The following is a 17,573-nucleotide window of genomic DNA, read 5'->3' as shown; positions in this document are numbered from 1 at the left end:
TATTACTTGAAAAGGACAACGCCGAAGCGTATGATTTTAGTTAAATCATAACTAGATTGTAAATAAAGATGTTACTATGTCAGAACTTCATAAAGACTGACATTTGGGGGTGAAATCCTTGAATGAGAAGGATAAAGAATGGATAGATGAACAAAATCGAGTAAATAAAGTAGTACATGAGATAAAAAATAAACTGAGTAAGTTAAATCAGAAAATTGGAGACTTAAAAGAACGTGTTATAGATATCAGAAAAAATTTCTGGGAAGATGTCACCGTTAATTTAGATGAACCTGATGATGTGATTGAAACGCAAGCAAGTTTGAAACAACAAGCAGAATTTTTATCAGAACGCGAAAGAAGTCACGGACAAATGAGTGAACAGATTAACACACTAGAGCGGTTAGAAGATTCACCTTATTTCGGCAGGATAGATTTTACAGAAACAGGGTATTCTGATGTAGATTCTATCTATATAGGCATATCGTCTTTAATGGATGAAAATGATGATGACTTCTTAATTTATGATTGGCGGGCACCTATCTCTAGTCTGTACTATGATTATCCACCCGGAGAAGCGAAGTATAGCACTGTAGATGACGAGATTTCAGGAGAAATTACGTTAAAACGACAATATATAATAAGAAACTCAACCATTAAGGGTATGTTCGACACAGGTTTAACGATTGGGGATCATTTGCTGCAATCTGTACTTGGTAACAATGCAAATACAAAAATGAAGAGCATTGTTGCGACCATTCAGAGAGAGCAAAATCAAATAATAAGAAATGAAAAAAGTGAGTTGTTGATTGTTCAAGGTGTTGCAGGTAGTGGAAAAACATCAGCGGCGTTGCAACGTGTAGCTTATTTGTTATATAGGTACAGGGAAGTGTTGTCATCAGAAAATATTGTCCTTTTTTCTCCTAATCCATTATTTAATAGTTATGTGGCTAAGGTTTTACCAGAATTAGGCGAGGAGAATATGAAACAGACGACACTTTTTAATTACTTGGACACGCAGTTAGGTAATCGTCTAACGGTAGAAACACCGTTTGAGCAGATGGAATATTACTTAAATGGCACCGGGGAAAATTATGAAACCAGAGTGCAGTCAATGAGTTACAAAGCCAGCTTAGACTTCAAACAACTTATTGATGAGTTTGGGTTTAGTCTAGAACAAGACGGAATCAAATTTAGAAATATTCGTTTTCGAGGAGACTTGCTAATATCCAATCAACAAATGAAGCAATATTTTTATTCTTTAGACCGATCGTTAAATATTCCACTTCGCATGGAATCGTTAGCAAAATGGCTTTTAAGTGAGTTAAATCGTTTTGAAAAGTTAGAGCGTAATAAGGAATGGGTAGTCGAGGAGATGGAACTGCTCGATAAATCCGACTATTTAGAAGTACACAATGAACTGCAAGAAGAAAACAGGTTCTCAGAAGATACATTTGATGACCATGTTAGAGAGGAAGAACTTCTCCGCAAGAAAGTAGTTGCGGATAAATTTAAGCCTTTGAAACAAAAAATAAAACGCATGTATTTTGTGGATATTAAAAATACGTATTTAACATTCTACACAACCGACCATCTAATTAATAAAAAAAATGTTAAACTTCCAACGAGGTGGGAGTTAATACGTACGCAAACCGTTGACTATATCCGTAATAACTATTTAACGTGGGAAGATGCTACACCTTACCTGTATTTTCAAAAAATGTTATTAGGTTTTAATGCAAATCGTACAATCGAACATGTCTTTATTGATGAAGCGCAGGATTACTCACCGTTTCAATTTGCGTATTTAAAGAGAATATTCCCTAGTAGCCGTATGACATTGTTAGGGGATATGAACCAAGCAATTTATGCACATGCATTATATGAAGAAACATTACTATCTGAAAATATACAAGAAAAACATGAAAGAATTACGTTAGTCAGAAGTTATCGTTCCACGCAACCAATTGTTGAGTTCACAAAATCATTTATGCCAAATGGAGACTTAATTGAACCATTTAACAGGGATGGAAATAAACCCGTATTAATGGAGGTTGAAAATAGGGATATTGTTAATGATAAAGTCTTGCGAGCAATAGAGGACTTTCAAACAATGGGTCATCAAACCATTGCTGTAATCTGTAAAACAATGCATGAAAGTAAAATGGTCTATAGTAGACTGAAACATAGTGTAGATATAAAGTTAATGGATGAGGAGACACACACGTTTCAACAAGGATTACTAGTAATTCCTGCATATCTAGCAAAAGGAATAGAGTTTGATGCAGTCATTATACACAATGCTTCAGATGCAGAATATCATAAGGAATTAGAGAGAAACTTGTTCTACACGGCATGTACACGTGCAATGCATGAGTTGTATATGATCTCATTGGGAGAGCCGAGTATATTTATAAAGCAAGTGCCAAAGGAAAAATACGCACATTTTAAAGTGCACGCGATACAAAAAGAACAGTAAGCAACAGGCTTACTGTTCTTTTCTTCGCTGTTTCTAAAAAAATGTTATTGCAGATAATATATAAAGTACGCAATAACTTTATCGTAACCTCTTTGCATTCTTTTTAAGATGAGTGGTTAATCTAGCGCTACGGAAAAATACTCCCTTTCCGTGGGGCAGCACCTTAGCCTCCTCGGTCACACACAACGTTCCCTGTGGGGTCTTCGGAAGCTGCTCTTCCCCAGGAGTGTCGCATTTTCCTTCGCTCGGTGAATTTTTCTTTCGAGTGAAAATAGTCCAATAAATATAAATAACATCTATCTCTAGATTAAGAGAACTGTTAAAAGTGAAGGCAGAATGCGTAGACTCCTACGGGAACAGCACGAGCTGAAGATCCACTCAGAAGTGATTTTCTTCTGAGTTAGCTGAAGCCGTGCCCGTGGAAAGCGGAGTATTCTGCCGGAACGGTATCATGGCAATCGAGCATCATCATTAGATATTTCATACATTCAGATTATATAAATGAATAACAATAAATTTTTAAGAAAACAGCTAAAAGATTGCAAAAAACCTTAATAAAAAAAAGAACTTATGCTAAAGCTATATTTGTTGAGGGGGATATTGTAAAAGTTGGGTTATATTTGACGGATTTGTGACGTATATATATAATATAATACTATGTGAATCTATGTAGTATAAGGGAGTGTGATTTAGCATTCAACAATAGAGCAGAAAAGTAAAAGTTAAAAATCACAAAAACTTAAAAAATGTGAGCAAGCCGATGGTTTCGGACTTGAAAAATTATTCTGCTTTTTTGTTCTCATATTAAAATTTATTGAATAATTTCCCATCTAATCGTCTGCAATGACTAGTCATATATAGAGAGAGAGGGAAAAAGTTATTGTAGGCACTTGCTCCTTACACAAATTAGGAGGAAAAAAGTGCTTAAAGAAAATAATCGTTTAAATAAGTCAATTGATAAACCAGTATTTGCAATCAGTGGTGGTTTGTTAATTCTATTTGTTATATTAGCTATGATTGATTTAAATATGATTGAATCATGGATCAATAGTTCTTTTGCATTTTCTGCAAAATATTTTGGGTCGTATTGGGAAGTGCTTCTACTAGCAAACTTTTTAATTGGTTTGTTTTTAGCGTTTACGAAGTATGGAAAAGTTCGTTTAGGAAAAATGGACAAACCTGAAAATGGTTACTACCGTTGGGTAGCGATGATTCTATGTACGTTACTTGCAAGTGGTGGAGTTTTCTGGGCTGCTTCAGAACCGTTGAGTCATTTTCTAACCAGCCCCCCATTATTTCCTGATAATTCCTCAACATTAGCTGGTGTTGAGCCTGCCTTGGCTCAGAGTTTTTTACATTGGGGTTTTCTAGCTTGGGCTATTTTAGGAACGCTAGCTACAATTGTATTGATGTATCTTCATTATCATAAAGGATATCCAATGAAGCCAAGAGCGTTTTTATATCCCGTTTTTGGTGATAAAATATTTAAAAAGGGAAGTATTATCGGAAGTGCGGCAGATATTGTATCGATTGTAGCAGTAGCAGCCGGTACAATGGGTCCGATAGGTTTTCTAGGGTTACAACTGGGTTATGGATTGCATTGGTTGTTTGATATACCAAACACTTTAGTAACCAATATCATTATCGTTAGTGGGTTAATCGTGATTGCAGCCATTTCAGTTGCCACTGGCGTCGATCGTGGAATTCAGTTTTTAAGTCGAATGAACGTAGGTCTAACTGTATTTTTGGCAGTGTGTATTCTTGTTTTAGGGCCTACAATGTTTATTTTAAATAAATTTATTTCTGCGGAAGCTTTCCATATTCAAAATATGTTGACGATGGCTTTGTATCAAGGAGATCAAGCATGGCTTGGTTGGTGGACCGTATTTTTCTGGGGATGGTTCCTTGGATATGGTCCAATGATGGCAATCTTCATCGCTCGGATATCTCGTGGAAGAACAATCCGTGATTTAATTATTGCAGTATCGATTGTTGCACCGCTTGTAACTAATTTCTGGTTTACAGTGGTAGGAGGAACTGGGCTTAAAATTGAGTTAGATAAGCCAGGTTCTATTTCAGAACCGTTTTTAGAAGGCGGGATGCCAGCTGCGGTTATGTCAATCATGGATCAACTACCGCTAGGTATGTTTTTAGCCATAGGTTTTCTACTTGTAACACTTGTCTTCGTATCTACAACGGTTGACTCTATATCCTACACAGTTGCTGTATCGCTAACTGGTGATGATAAACCCCAAAAATGGATTCGCGTCTTTTGGGTTGTTATCTTTGGTTTGATGTCCATTATGCTTTTAGCAATCGGAGAGAATAGTATATCAGCAATTCAAAACTCGATTGTAGTTACGGCAGTTCCTGTATCGATTATTATGTTACCAACTCTATGGGGTGCAGTTAAGATGGCGCGTATTTTAGCCGTCGAACAGAATATCATTACACCCGAAAAGAAAGTCAAATAGTAAATGTTTTTCTCCCCCTATAACTAGGGGGAACTTTTTTATGTAGGATTATTAGAAAATATTCTGGAAGCGCTTCAAGCATTTTAATTTAATTTCTATAAATTTTATGGGAAAATATAAGTAGAAAATAAAAGGAGGAAATCTTTTATGCCTAAAAATTTACAAGCAACAACTACGCTACATAATGGTGTGAAAATGCCTTGGCTAGGCTTAGGGGTTTTTTTAGTTGAAGACGGACAAGAGGTTATCGATTCAGTTAAAGCTGCAATAAAAAATGGTTATAAAAGTATTGATACTGCTGCAATATATAAAAATGAAGAAGGTGTAGGTCAAGGGATTAGAGAGTCCGGTATTGCTCGTGAAGACCTATTTGTCACTTCAAAATTATGGAATGGAGATCAAGGGTATGAGTCAACACTAGCTGCATGTGAAACTAGTTTGAAAAAATTAGGTCTAGACTACTTAGATTTATACTTGATACATTGGCCAGTTCCATCTCAAGGTAAATATAAAGATACATGGCGTGCGCTAGAAGAGTTATATAAAGATGGAAAGGTTAAAGCTATTGGTGTAAGTAATTTCAAAGAGCATCATCTAGAAGAATTAATAAAAGATGCCGAAGTAGTACCAATGGTGAATCAAGTTGAATTCCATCCAAATCTTTCTCAAAAGGAATTACATGAATATTGTAAGAAGAAAGGGATTCAATTAGAAGCTTGGTCACCGTTAAAACAAGGTCAATTGCTAGATGATCCCACACTTATTAAAATTGCAGAGAAGCATGGTAAGACTACAGCACAAGTGATTATTCGCTGGGACTTGCAAAGTGAAGTAGTAACGATACCAAAATCAACGAAAGCACATCGTATTATTGCTAATGCTGATGTATTCGATTTTGAATTAACAGCAGAAGATATGGATGCAATTAATGCTTTAAACAAAGATGAACGAATTGGTCCAGACCCAGATGAGTTTAAAAAAGTATGATAAACAAAAGCACTCCTGAATGGAGTGCTTTTTGTTTGCAAACGTAAATGTTTTAATGGAAAATAATGAAGGTAGACAAGTAGATGTCTTGTTAATAGGATAGACAGTGTAACTAAAATATAAATACAGAACAATGTAATTGTATTGAGTAGGAGGAGTAAATACATTATGGCTTTTGTAATCACTGGTGCATGTGAAACAGAAAAAGCAGGAGAATGTGCAACAGTTTGTCCAGTTGATTGTATTGAAGAAGGTAAAGATCAATTTTATATAGATCCTGATATTTGTATTGACTGCGGTGCGTGTGTGTCTGTTTGTCCGGTAGACGCAATAGAAGAAGAATATGACTTAACGCCAGATCAAGAAGTTTATTTAGAAAAAGCAGAAGCATTTTTTGCAAATAAATAATAGGAAATAACCAGCATTCATTATAGGTGTTGGTTATTTTTTTAGGATTTTTTCTAAAAGTTTGTTGTTTCATACTTAATATAAAGTACGACGTAATTGTTAAGTTGATTTCCGCTCCGGGCAGTCGCACACCTTAGGGCACGGCTTCAGCTCGAGCCCACGGAAAGCGTAGTGTATTTCCGAAGTGGTGGACGAATTACTAATCTAACGAACTATGGAGGAAATCAACATGGCAGTTAATGCGCACTTTATATCAAGTTCGATATCAGTTAAGCAACAATGTTTACGAAGAGAATTTTTTTATTTCCGGAACTTAAGTTTTTAAGTAGTACTATATTGTACAAATAGTATAATAAGTTAAATTGGTAAATTAATAATTCCAGATGAAATGGAGGTTTGAAAATTGGATTACATAACACATTTAAGATCGATGGTCGGCCATGAAAAAGTTATTATGGTTGTTGCTGGTGCATTGGTTTTTGACAAAGATGACCGTTTGCTAATGCATCTTCGCCAGGATAATAATACTTGGGGTTTACCGGGTGGCTACATGGAATTGGGTGAATCTATCTTAGATACTGCAAGGCGAGAAGTATTAGAGGAGACAGGTTTGGAGTTAGGTGAATTAACATTATTTAGTATTTATTCAGGTCCAGGAAATGAAAAAACATTACATAGCGGTGACCAAGTGGCGTTAGTTCAAAACTGGTTTATCTGTCGTGACTATCAGGGAGAAATGCTCAAACAAAATGAAGAGTCGCTGGATGTTGCTTTCTTCTCTTTAAATGATTTACCCAAAAACCTTTTTATGAGTCATAAAAAAGTGCTGGACGATTATCTTTCAGGTGCTGAACTACCAATCATTAAATAACAGTTCCAAGTGAGCAAAAAATGACAGGAAGTAATCATTGGTTATTGGTAGATTTATATAGGAAAGGAGAATGGTATGAATGGGATAAGGCGTTTAACTTTATGTATTGATTATATTGAAGAACGATTAGATTCAGAGATTAACACGGAAGATTTAACAGCGATTTTTTGTACTTCTAAGTTCCATTTATTACGAACATTCCATATGTTAACAGGATTTACCTTAGTTGAATATATCCGGAATAGAAGGTTGACCATAGCAGCGCAGGAGTTATTTTCTCAAGAAGCAAAGATTATAGATGTTGCCTTGAAATATGGTTATGAAACGCCAGAATCATTCTCTAAAGCATTTCAAAAGTTTCATGGTATTCGTCCCTCGGAAGTAAAGAAATTGGGTAAACGGATTAAAGCATTTCCACCACTCTCCTTTCAAATAATAGTAAAGGGTGATGAAGGTATGGATTATAAGATTGTTGAAAAGCCAGCATTTCACGTTATTGGTAAAGGAATGAAGGTAACAACTAGATATGACGAAAACTTCAAAAGGATTCCTGAATTTTGGCAAGAGGTAAACAACAGTGAAACAGGAACGTTACTGAAGAATCTTGCTAGTAGTTTGGGGATGTTGGGTATTTGTATGGATTTTACACCCGACCAAGATTCTTTCACCTATCTTATTGGTGTGGAAAAAGGTGATCATCTAGTTCCAGATGGCATGGAGGAAAAGGAAGTTCCATCAACGACTTGGGCAGTTTTCGATGTAGTTGGGAGTATGCCAGATGCGATTCAAAACATGACAAAACGGATTTATTCGGAATGGTTTCCTGCAACTAACTATAAGCATGCGGGTACTGCTGAAATAGAAGTATATCCTCCACAAAAGAATGACCCATTTTCAGTTGATTATAAAACGCAAATTTGGGTTCCTATAACCAAAGGGTAAGCAAAAATAAAAATCAGTGCCCAAACGGCACTGATTTTTATGTGTGAAGCTGATTGGGTACTACTTGTGAATGATTTACTCTAGATAATACGAGTAAACCAAGAATTGCCCCTGTTGAGCTACTTATCAAAAAGCCTGGAACAAATGCCAGAGCACCTACGGATTGCCCCATAAGAACATTTGCATAAGGCACGGATAACAAGGAGCCGATAATTCCAGTCCCAATTAATTCACCGACAGCAGCCATGGGTTTCTTTTTTGTAAACCGGTATAAATAACCGGCAAGTAATGCACCAACCATGCCTCCTGGAAAGGCTAGAAGCGTCCCTATACCGAGTAAGTTCCTTAATAAACCAATTACAAATGCAATAATTACTGCTGGGATTGGTCCGAGTATAACAGCGGCCATTACATTTACTGCGTGTTGGACAGGGTAAGCTTTAGCAATTCCTGTTGGAAACCATAGTAGGTGTGCGCCAATCGTTCCGATTGCAACAAAGACCGCCATTGTTGTTAATAATCTTGTTCTATTCACTTCAATCTCTCCCTTTTCATTTTTTGCTGACCAAACTAGCTAAGGGTGAAATAGATTTGGTTATGAGCGAGAAGTTACGGAGTATAAAGGTCTAATAATTAACTCATAAATATAACCATTCATTACTAATCGTTAGGCACCAAAAAAACCAGATCCATATTATGATATAGGACCTGGTTGTTCACCAATAAGTAATTCATTCTACTTCCCTCCGCTGGTATCAACCAGATCAGGTCCTTAAGAGTTAAAAAGCATTAGAGCGCTTTTTTCTCAGCCTACGCATAAGTAGGCACCCCTAGTAGGTAAAAATATAATGTTGTGAGTAAATAATTTCTCCTATCTAGATTACCATAAAAAAGCAGGTAGTAAAGTAACAATGTGAAATTAATATCTTGAAATCGAGATATTGGTGATTTAATATAACTATATAACATTTTATAAAGTTAAAGACTTAGGATTTTATATATAATCAGACGTAACATTCCCTTGCTTTCTTGTATTCTTCATTAGATTATTGTTAATTTATCACTTAGGATAAGAGTCATAAATAGAAAATTTAAATAAGGAGTGTTTTACATTGGAACTAAAAGGAATTCACCACGTGTCGTCTATCACTGCAACAGCAAAAAATAATCACTACTTTTATACAGAAATACTAGGCATGCGCCTAGTTAAGAAATCTGTAAATCAAGATGACACAAGTATGTATCATTTATTTTATGCAGATGAAGTTGGTAATCCTGGTACCGATTTAACTTTTTTTGAAATTGTACGTGCTGGTCACACCTATGAGGGGAATAACAGTATATCACTTACTTCATTACGAGTTGCAAATGATGAGGCGTTAACCTACTGGATAAAGCGGTTTAACGAATATGAAGTTAGCCATGAAAATATTAGTGAACAGTTTGGGCGTAAAGTGCTCTTCTTTAAAGATCCGGAAGGTCAACGTTTAGTACTTGTATCCGACCAACATAACCAAGGAGTGGAAGCAGGTACTCCCTGGGATAGAAGCCCTGTGCCCCAAGAAAAAGGAATCACCGGCCTAGGTCCAGTTAAATTAACTGTACCTGATCCAGAACCAACAGTAAAAGTACTAACGAGTATTATGGGATTTAACCATGTTGGTAGCTACGCCTCATCATTGGACGGGCAACCAGATATCGAGGTATATGAAACAGGGAAGGGTGGAACAGGTGCTGAAGTTCATATTGAACACCGAACCGATCTGCCAAAAGAGCGGCCTGGAAGAGGAAGCGTGCACCACGTTGCATTTCGTGTTGCTAATAATGATGAATTGGCTGCATGGAAAGATAAAATTCAAGCAGCCAGAATGCCGAACTCTGGCCTTGTTGATCGCTATTATTTTAAATCATTATACTTTAGAGAGCCAAATGGTATTTTATTTGAATTAGCTACAGATGGACCGGGATTTGCGACCGATGAGGATGTTGAACATTTAGGTGAGAGTGTAGCATTGCCACCGTTTTTAGAAGACCAAAGACACGAAATCGAAGCTCGTTTAGTACCACTTAATACTTCTGTAGATAAATAAGTAAATCTTAACGGGGACTGCTAATCCAAATAGAGCAGTCTCTTTTTTTTAGCATAGCCAGGAAATTATGTGTCGTGTGGATAACTGACTATTGCATGTGCCACGTCCAGCTAAAGCGCCTACTTAATTGCCCTAGGATGAGCAAGTCGCCCTGCACTTTTGTTCTTAGCTTAAAAAAACTACATAGAAGCAGGTAAGAAAGGGTAAAACAATATAAAAGGAGGGCGAGATATGAGTAATAGTTTAGAAGGTAAAGTTGCCATTGTCACCGGTGCTAGTTCAGGAATTGGAAAAGCATCCGCAATTCGTTTAGCTAAAGAAGGAGCAAAGATAGCACTAGTTGATTTAAAAGAAGAAAACGCCGAATCCGTAAAGCGTGATATAGAAAATTTGGGTGTTGAAGCATTAATAACAGATACCGATGTTTCCGATCCTAAACGAGTTGAAGAAAGTATCCAACGCGTAATTGATACGTGGGGACAGTTAGATATTGTTTTTGCAAATGCAGGAATAAACGGAAAGGTCTCCCCGATTGAAGACTTGTCTGCAAATGATTGGGATCAAACGTTAACGACAAATTTGAAAAGTACTTTTCTAACTGTTAAATATGCAATTCCTCACATGAAAAACAAAGGTGGAAGTATTATTATCACAAGTTCCATTAATGGTAATAGAAAGTTCACTGGATTTGGAATGTCCGCATATAGTTCTTCAAAAGCTGGCCAAATGGCTTTTGGTAAAATGGCAGCATTAGAATTGGCTAAATACCACATTCGGGTCAATATTATTTGCCCTGGAGCGATTTCTACTAATATAAGCGAAAATACATTTAAAGAGAACGACGAACTTAAAAAGATACAAATACCAATTAAGTACCCAGAAGGGAATCAACCACTTGAGCACAAAGCAGGAGAACCTGAACAAGTAGCTGACTTAGTACAGTTCTTAGCTTCTGATGCATCCAGCCATATAACAGGATCAGAAGTTTATATTGATGGAGCCGAGTCATTGTTATAAGAAACTTTATCTAATTTAGAAAACGCGGTATACTGTGTAATATAAAATAGAGATGGAAATCAGGGGGAATGATCGTGGTCTTACAACCTAAAGCAATATTTTTAGATATGGACGGTACGATTTTGAACCATTCAAACCAAGTATCTAATAACACAAAAGAAGTGATTGATGAACTTCGAGAAAAGGGAATTTTTGTGTTTGTCGCAACAGGGCGTTCTTTTGGGGAAATAGCTGATATCGTTCCGAAAGGCTTCACTGTTGACGGTATCGTTAGTTCTAACGGGATGATTGTGCATATTGGAAATGAACTCGTAGTCGAAAATACATTACCTCTTGATTTAGTAAATGAAGTGATTGAAAAAGCTCGAAAACATAAAGTTTACTATGAGGTATTCCCGAACCAGGGCCCTAGAGTAACATTAATGGAGGACCGGCATTATGTGGAGGCGGAAATAGAAGACCCAAAACCTGATAGTGTCGGGATCAATGAATGGACTTCCCGAAAAGAAGCACTAGACAAAGAAATAGCCTGGAAAAAGGAACTAGATAGTGATAAATTTTCCAAATTTTATTTTTTTAGTAAACGGAAAGATCATATTAATATGTGGAAAAGTGAATTAGATGAATTAAAGAAAAAGATAGATTTCACAACATCAATCTCTTCGGAACATAATGTGGAGTTAATGGTTGCTAACGTAAATAAGGCCACAGGTATTCAACATATCTTAGATGAATTTAAATTATCAAGTAAAGATATTTTGGTTATTGGTGATAGTGATAATGATTTGCCAATGTTCGAATTTGCTGGTTATTCTGTAGCGATGAAAAATGCGCCAGATCACATTAAAGAAGTGGTTAATGAAGTTACAGAGTTTAGCTGTGATGAAGATGGGGTCTGTCGTTATTTGAAGAGATTTTTAAAAAATGGAGTGTAGTGATTGTACCTACACTTCATTTTTTTAGCATAAAGAGTCAATTTCATAATTACCTAATTCATTTAACTACCCAAAAAATAGTATTATGAAACTGATTAATAAAAGTAAAATATTCAAAAATATGTTCCGAATCTAGTAAACCATGTTACTATATAAAGAAACAATCAACTAATAAATCATAATTATAGCTTAATAAAAGTATAATCATATTAAAAACACCTGTTAAAGACTTCTATAGTAAATCTAACAAAACCGTCTAATGTAAGTGCTTACAAAAAAGGAGGAAGATTGATATGGCAAGATACATTTTTCGAATGGAGTGTAAAAAAGGTTCAGAAGAGGAGTATAAGAAAAGACATGAAGCAGTTCATCCGGAGCTTTTAAAAGCTTTAAAAGAAGTAGGGATAAGTAATTACAGTATTTTTATGGACGGGAATCAACTCTATGCTTACATGGAAGTAGATAATTTTCATGAAGCAATGGAGCGGATGGAAAGTAATCCCGCTAACATAAAATGGCAAACGTATATGAGTGATATTTTGGGTATGGATAATGGGAATAATCCAAAGATGCATCTAATTGATCAAGAAGTGTTTCATCTAGAATAAGTTGACGAATGATGTAAGATTCGGTATGTTGAAATCAATCTAACTAACTACATAAGGTGAAAACCATGTGAGAGTATGATTGAAAGTGAGGCAATAATATGCTTGTTGCAGAAAGACATCAAAAAATTGTAGAGATAGTTAATGAAAGAAAAAGTATTCGAGTTACTGAATTGGGTAAGATTTTTTCAGTTACCGATGAGACGATACGACGTGATCTAGAAAAGCTTGAAAGTGAAAATAAACTTGCGCGAAGTCATGGTGGAGCTGTCTATATTGAAATGACCAAAGAGACTCCAGAAGTCCCATATTCAGAGAGAGAAATAACGCATGTATTTGAAAAAAAAGAAATTGCGAGAGAAGCAATCATGCATATTACCGAAGGAGATAAGATAATTCTTGATGCAAGTACTTCTGCTTGGTACATGGCAAAGATCTTGCCAGATATCCCGTTAACGGTTGTGACGAATTCAATCAAAGTAGCAATGGAATTAAGTAATAAAAGTAATATTACAGTCATTTCAGCTGGAGGCACATTACTAACAAGGTCGCTATCCTTTGTAGGTCCATTAGCAGAAAGCTCGATAGATGGATACCATGTCAACAAGGCTTTCATTTCTTGCAAAGGGCTCCATCTAGAAAATGGTTTAAGTGAATCGAACGAACAGCAAGCACGAGTGAAGAAAAAAATGATGGATATCGCTGACTTGGTTTATATTCTCGTAGATCACAATAAGTTCGGTGTACAAGCCTTCGCCCATGTAAGTGACTTAGATTCAATTGGTCACATTATTACGGATAATGATGCTAATGAAGATATTATCAATCAAATAAAAGAAAAATCACTCAATATTATAAGGGTTTAATAGTCTGGAGCTGCTGTGGAGATAGTTAATCTCTAGAGTGGCTTTAAGTTTTTTCAGAGTTTAGAATATCTAATAGAGTAGGGCTTGAGATTATTCAATTCATAGAATCTTAGACTGTGATCGTTTTGTGAAGCGAGAAAAGTATATCTCTTTATACTAAGACTTATGTTTTTATTATCAATAGATAAGTCTGTATAATGTAAATTGAAAGCGTAATCAAAAATGTGAGGTGGAAGTGGTATGAAAAAGGTAGTAATTACCGGTGGGAGTGGTTTATTAGGACCCTCTGTAATAAATGAATTTTTACAACATGATTATGAAGTATTAAATGTGGATCGCCAATTACCTGAAAATCCAGTTTGTGAAACAATTATTGCGGATTTAACTGATTTAGGTCAAGTGTATGATGTTTTGACTGGAGCATTCGCTGTTGTACATTTAGCAGCAATTCCGAGACCTTTTATCCACACCAATGATGTCACATTCCAAAATAATGTAATGGCTACATATAATATTTTGGAGGCAGCTGGAAATCTAGGAATTAAAAAGGCGGTTATTACCTCTAGTGAATCATTGTATGGATTGGTGTTTTCTAAGTCAGGTTTAAATCCAACATACGTTCCAGTTGATGAAGACCATCCAATATTGCCAGAGGATGCTTATGGCTTGTCTAAAATAGTCAATGAACAAACTGCAGAGATGATTCATAACCGAACAGGCATGCAAGTCGTTTCCTTGCGAATTGGTAATGTGATTGCACCTAATATGTACAAGAACTTTCCAGACTTTATTCATAAACCAGAGGAAAGAAAATCGATTATGTGGAGCTATATAGATGCTAGAGATGCAGCAACCGCCTATCGACTATCTGTTGAGAAAGATGGATTAGGAACAGTTGCTTTAAATGTGGCGGCCGATAATTCTAGTATGGATATTAAAAGTAGGGACTTAATGGCTCAAATTTATCCAGAAGTAACTGACTTTCGTGAAGAGCTAACCGGTTATGAAACATTATTTACTAATAAAAAAGCAAAACAAGTATTAGGTTGGAAACCAGAACATAATTGGAGAGACCATGTTTAAAAAATATAACAAAAGGTTGTGGGATGCATGAAATACCGTCAATTAGGTAAGACAGATATGAAAGTAAGTGAATTAAGTTTTGGAACTTGGGCTATTGGTGGTGCTTGGGGGACAACAAGTGATGAAGAAGCACTAAAAGGCTTACATCGCGCGATGGATGCCGGGGTAAACTTTTTTGATACTGCGGACGTGTACGGTGATGGGCATAGTGAAGAATTATTAGCAAAAGCTACAAAAGGCAAAGAGTCAGATATATATATTGCAACAAAGTTTTGTCGCGCTGGTGACATTCATGATCCAAATACATATTCAGAAAAAGCAGTTACTGAATATTGTGAAGCTAGCTTGAAGCGGTTAGAACGTGATCAATTAGATCTTTTCCAAATCCATTGTCCACCTATTGAAATATTAAAAGATGGACACGTGTTTGAAGTACTCGATAAATTACAACAACAAGGCAAAATTAGGAACTATGGTGTCAGTGTTGAAACTGTAGAAGAAGGGTTACTTTGCTTAGAAAATCCTAACGTCAGCACTTTACAAGTTATCTTTAATATATTCAGACAAAAGCCAATTACTGAACTATTTCCAAAAGCAAAGGTAAAAGGTGTTGGGATACTAGCTCGAGTTCCATTAGCTAGCGGACTTTTAACTGGCAAGTTTACGAGCAATCACCAATTTGAGTCAGATGATCACCGCCAGTTCAATCAAAATGGTGAAGCTTTTAATGTCGGCGAGACTTTTGCAGGCCTTGCATTTAATAAAGGTGTCGAGCTCAGTAATCAATTGAAGTGGATTGCTGAGGATCGTGGCAGTATGACGAGAGCGTCATTAAAATGGATTTTAGAACACGACGCGATTTCTAGTGTAATCCCAGGTTTTAAAACGGTTAAACAAGTGGAAGATAATTTAGCTGCTGTTGATGTTAAAAACTTTTCAAATGAAGAGATGGAAAGATTAGAGGATTTTTACAAGCAAGAAGTTCATGACAACATTCGCGGTCCATATTAAAAGGTTCTTACAGCTTGCCTACATTTATTGTGGGTGAGTTTTTTTATTAGTTAATAAGTTAATTTAATTAAATAAATGAATTAATGTGATAAAATTAGACTTTAAAAGTAATTTAATTTGGAGGATTACTGTATGCAAAGAGGCAGCTTTCAGTGGATGAAGTCGATGAACAAAACGATAATTTTAAATAAAATAAGAAGCAATGGTCCAATATCCAGAGCGCAAATCGCAAAAGAAACAAAGCTTACCCCTCCAACTGTGGGTAGTATCGTTAAGGAATTAATCGAACAAGCAATTGTGAAAGAAAGTGCACAAGGTACATCACAAGGTGGGCGCAAACCTACCATGCTTGTCATAAATAATAGTGAATTTTATATTATTGGCATAGACGCAGGTCCTAAAGATATAGAGTTTATTGTATCGGATCTTTCAGGCAAGGTTATTGATTGTTCAAACTCTATAGTTGCTCCTGATATCTCCAAAGATGAGTTCCTAGATCAATTAAAAAAAGGGATATACCATTTATTAAATAAATATAGCGTGCTAAAAACAAAAGTAATTGGCATAGGAGTAGCGATGCATGGTGTCGTAGATTTGGCAACTGGTACCTCATTATTTGCACCAAATTTAAACTTGCGAAATATTCCTATCAAATCAGCTTTAGAAGCAGAGTTTGACTATGTAGTAAAAGTTGAAAATGATGCAAGAGCGTTAGCGTTAGGTGAATCATGGTTTTCTGATAGTGCAGAGATGATGAGTATGATTGCTGTCAATATTGGTCGCGGGATAGGTGCAGGTATTATCATTAATGGGGCTCTCTATCATGGAGAATATAATATTGCTGGTGAAATAGGACACATGACATTAGATATAAATGGTGAAAAATGTGAGTGCGGTAACTATGGTTGTTTACAAACGGTTGCCTCTGGTCCAGCTATCGCAAAAAAAGCAACGCTTTCTATCGAGCATGGTAGTGAAAGCTTGTTAACAGAGATGAAGAATGAAAACGAAGAAATCACAGGAGAATTAATTTACAAAGCTGCATTAAACGGTGATGAATTAGCTCAGAACATTCTTAAAGAAGCAGGTGAATACATCGGTATTGGTTTAACAAATCTTATTCATGTCGTTAATCCAAGTAAAATAATCATAGGTGGTGGTGTTTCGAAGTCATCACAGTTTATTTTAGGTCCAATTAAATCGACCATTAAGAACCGTGCCTTAACCCCACAAGCGAAAGAAACGGAGGTTGTCGTATCTAATCTAGGGGAGCATGCGACAGCGCTAGGTGCTGTATCGCTAGTATTAGTGGAGCTGTTTTATAGTAACGATCCAATACCAAATTAATAAATGTTTAACTCCTTTTTATCAAAAAGCTCTTTTATGAAAAATTTGTTTTTTATGACGGATAAAATATAAAGTCCGCACTAGAGCACTGGCCTCGCTGCTAAGCAAAATCGGCTCCCTTTCCGCAGGCACGGCTTCAGCTAACTCAGAAGAAAATCGTTTCTGAGTGGATCTTCAGCTCGCGCTGTTCCTGCAGGAGTGTCGCCAATTTTGCTTGATCCGCTTAAAACAGCATCTATTTGAATAATCTTCATGTGGTAGTTAAATCTTTTACTATGTTTCGTTATAGTGCATGAAATCAAGGCCTAATTACTTCTCACTTGAAAAGAAAACTATATGAAGCTGCGGGAAAATGCGACACTCCTCGAAAATAAAGAGCCATTTTCTTCGTGTGGGGTAAATTCATGGATGTCATTTCAATGTCCTATGGGAAAGGAACAGTCTGAAGACCCCACAGGGAG

15 protein-coding genes and 1 riboswitch are annotated in these 17,573 nt (G+C 36.1%); of the genes, 14 read left to right on the top strand and 1 reads right to left on the bottom strand.

Features of this window, described 5'->3' with window-relative positions; translation table 11 throughout:
- Nucleotides 1-109: 109 nt before the first annotated feature.
- From helD to QQS35_RS06790, 6 genes are all read left to right on the top strand, one after another.
- A complete protein-coding gene (gene helD, locus QQS35_RS06815) occupies nt 110-2,476 on the top strand; it encodes an RNA polymerase recycling motor HelD (protein WP_407933948.1) in 2,367 nt (788 codons plus the stop codon).
- 920 nt (nt 2,477-3,396) lie between these two features.
- Entirely contained in the window at nt 3,397-4,950 is a 1,554-nt protein-coding gene (locus QQS35_RS06810) for a BCCT family transporter (protein WP_285931172.1), read from the top strand.
- Nucleotides 4,951-5,097: 147 nt separating this feature from the next.
- The gene (locus tag QQS35_RS06805; RefSeq protein ID WP_285931171.1) at nt 5,098-5,937 is read left to right on the top strand and encodes an aldo/keto reductase; all 840 of its coding nucleotides are present in this window, start codon (nt 5,098-5,100) and stop codon (nt 5,935-5,937) included.
- Nucleotides 5,938-6,105: 168 nt separating this feature from the next.
- On the top strand, nt 6,106-6,345 hold the full coding sequence (locus QQS35_RS06800; RefSeq protein WP_285931170.1) for an indolepyruvate ferredoxin oxidoreductase subunit alpha: 240 nt from the start codon (nt 6,106-6,108) through the stop codon (nt 6,343-6,345).
- A gap of 403 nt (nt 6,346-6,748) precedes the next feature.
- Nucleotides 6,749-7,216: an NUDIX hydrolase gene (locus QQS35_RS06795; protein ID WP_285931169.1), complete on the top strand. Its 468-nt coding sequence runs from the start codon at nt 6,749-6,751 to the stop codon at nt 7,214-7,216.
- 75 nt (nt 7,217-7,291) lie between these two features.
- Nucleotides 7,292-8,158, top strand: a complete 867-nt coding sequence (locus QQS35_RS06790) for an AraC family transcriptional regulator (RefSeq protein WP_285931168.1) — start codon at nt 7,292-7,294, stop codon at nt 8,156-8,158.
- 37 nt (nt 8,159-8,195) lie between these two features.
- On the opposite strand, the gene thiW is transcribed toward QQS35_RS06790, so the two are convergent.
- Entirely contained in the window at nt 8,196-8,693 is a 498-nt protein-coding gene (gene thiW / locus QQS35_RS06785; RefSeq protein WP_285931167.1) for an energy coupling factor transporter S component ThiW, read from the bottom strand.
- A gap of 189 nt (nt 8,694-8,882) precedes the next feature.
- A riboswitch (TPP riboswitch) is annotated at nt 8,883-9,000 on the bottom strand.
- A 270-nt stretch (nt 9,001-9,270) separates the two neighbouring features.
- Here thiW and QQS35_RS06780 point away from each other — a divergent pair.
- From QQS35_RS06780 to QQS35_RS06745, 8 genes are all read left to right on the top strand, one after another.
- The gene (locus QQS35_RS06780; RefSeq protein WP_285931166.1) at nt 9,271-10,248 is read left to right on the top strand and encodes a ring-cleaving dioxygenase; all 978 of its coding nucleotides are present in this window, start codon (nt 9,271-9,273) and stop codon (nt 10,246-10,248) included.
- A 231-nt stretch (nt 10,249-10,479) separates the two neighbouring features.
- Nucleotides 10,480-11,265, top strand: coding sequence for an SDR family oxidoreductase (locus QQS35_RS06775; RefSeq protein ID WP_285931165.1), 786 nt, complete (start codon nt 10,480-10,482; stop codon nt 11,263-11,265).
- Nucleotides 11,266-11,339: 74 nt separating this feature from the next.
- Entirely contained in the window at nt 11,340-12,200 is an 861-nt protein-coding gene (locus tag QQS35_RS06770) for a Cof-type HAD-IIB family hydrolase (RefSeq protein WP_285931163.1), read from the top strand.
- A 293-nt stretch (nt 12,201-12,493) separates the two neighbouring features.
- Nucleotides 12,494-12,808, top strand: a complete 315-nt coding sequence (locus tag QQS35_RS06765) for an L-rhamnose mutarotase (RefSeq protein ID WP_285931161.1) — start codon at nt 12,494-12,496, stop codon at nt 12,806-12,808.
- Nucleotides 12,809-12,906: 98 nt separating this feature from the next.
- Nucleotides 12,907-13,671 (top strand): DeoR/GlpR family DNA-binding transcription regulator, encoded by a 765-nt coding sequence (locus QQS35_RS06760; protein WP_285931159.1) that lies wholly within the window; start codon nt 12,907-12,909, stop codon nt 13,669-13,671.
- Between the two features lie 240 nt (nt 13,672-13,911).
- A complete protein-coding gene (locus tag QQS35_RS06755; protein WP_285931158.1) occupies nt 13,912-14,754 on the top strand; it encodes an NAD-dependent epimerase/dehydratase family protein in 843 nt (280 codons plus the stop codon).
- A 27-nt stretch (nt 14,755-14,781) separates the two neighbouring features.
- On the top strand, nt 14,782-15,765 hold the full coding sequence (locus QQS35_RS06750; RefSeq protein ID WP_285931157.1) for an aldo/keto reductase: 984 nt from the start codon (nt 14,782-14,784) through the stop codon (nt 15,763-15,765).
- A 132-nt stretch (nt 15,766-15,897) separates the two neighbouring features.
- Nucleotides 15,898-17,112, top strand: coding sequence for an ROK family transcriptional regulator (locus tag QQS35_RS06745; RefSeq protein ID WP_285931156.1), 1,215 nt, complete (start codon nt 15,898-15,900; stop codon nt 17,110-17,112).
- Nucleotides 17,113-17,573 lie beyond the last annotated feature (461 nt).

It is taken from the genome of Aquibacillus rhizosphaerae (assembly GCF_030282825.1).
GTDB lineage: Bacteria > Bacillota > Bacilli > Bacillales > Amphibacillaceae > Aquibacillus_C > Aquibacillus_C rhizosphaerae.
This window is presented reverse-complemented; position numbering and strand designations above follow the sequence as displayed.

What these genes read in the sequence shown, in the direction of transcription:
- QQS35_RS06805 (WP_285931171.1), top strand. Translation starts at nt 5,098, where the DNA reads ATGCCTAAAAATTTACAAGCAACAACTACGCTACATAATGGTGTGAAA.
- QQS35_RS06800 (WP_285931170.1), top strand. Translation starts at nt 6,106, where the DNA reads ATGGCTTTTGTAATCACTGGTGCATGTGAAACAGAAAAAGCAGGAGAA.
- QQS35_RS06790 (WP_285931168.1), top strand. Translation starts at nt 7,292, where the DNA reads ATGAATGGGATAAGGCGTTTAACTTTATGTATTGATTATATTGAAGAA.
- QQS35_RS06775 (WP_285931165.1), top strand. Translation starts at nt 10,480, where the DNA reads ATGAGTAATAGTTTAGAAGGTAAAGTTGCCATTGTCACCGGTGCTAGT.
- QQS35_RS06765 (WP_285931161.1), top strand. Translation starts at nt 12,494, where the DNA reads ATGGCAAGATACATTTTTCGAATGGAGTGTAAAAAAGGTTCAGAAGAG.
- QQS35_RS06760 (WP_285931159.1), top strand. Translation starts at nt 12,907, where the DNA reads ATGCTTGTTGCAGAAAGACATCAAAAAATTGTAGAGATAGTTAATGAA.
- QQS35_RS06755 (WP_285931158.1), top strand. Translation starts at nt 13,912, where the DNA reads ATGAAAAAGGTAGTAATTACCGGTGGGAGTGGTTTATTAGGACCCTCT.
- QQS35_RS06750 (WP_285931157.1), top strand. Translation starts at nt 14,782, where the DNA reads ATGAAATACCGTCAATTAGGTAAGACAGATATGAAAGTAAGTGAATTA.
- QQS35_RS06745 (WP_285931156.1), top strand. Translation starts at nt 15,898, where the DNA reads ATGCAAAGAGGCAGCTTTCAGTGGATGAAGTCGATGAACAAAACGATA.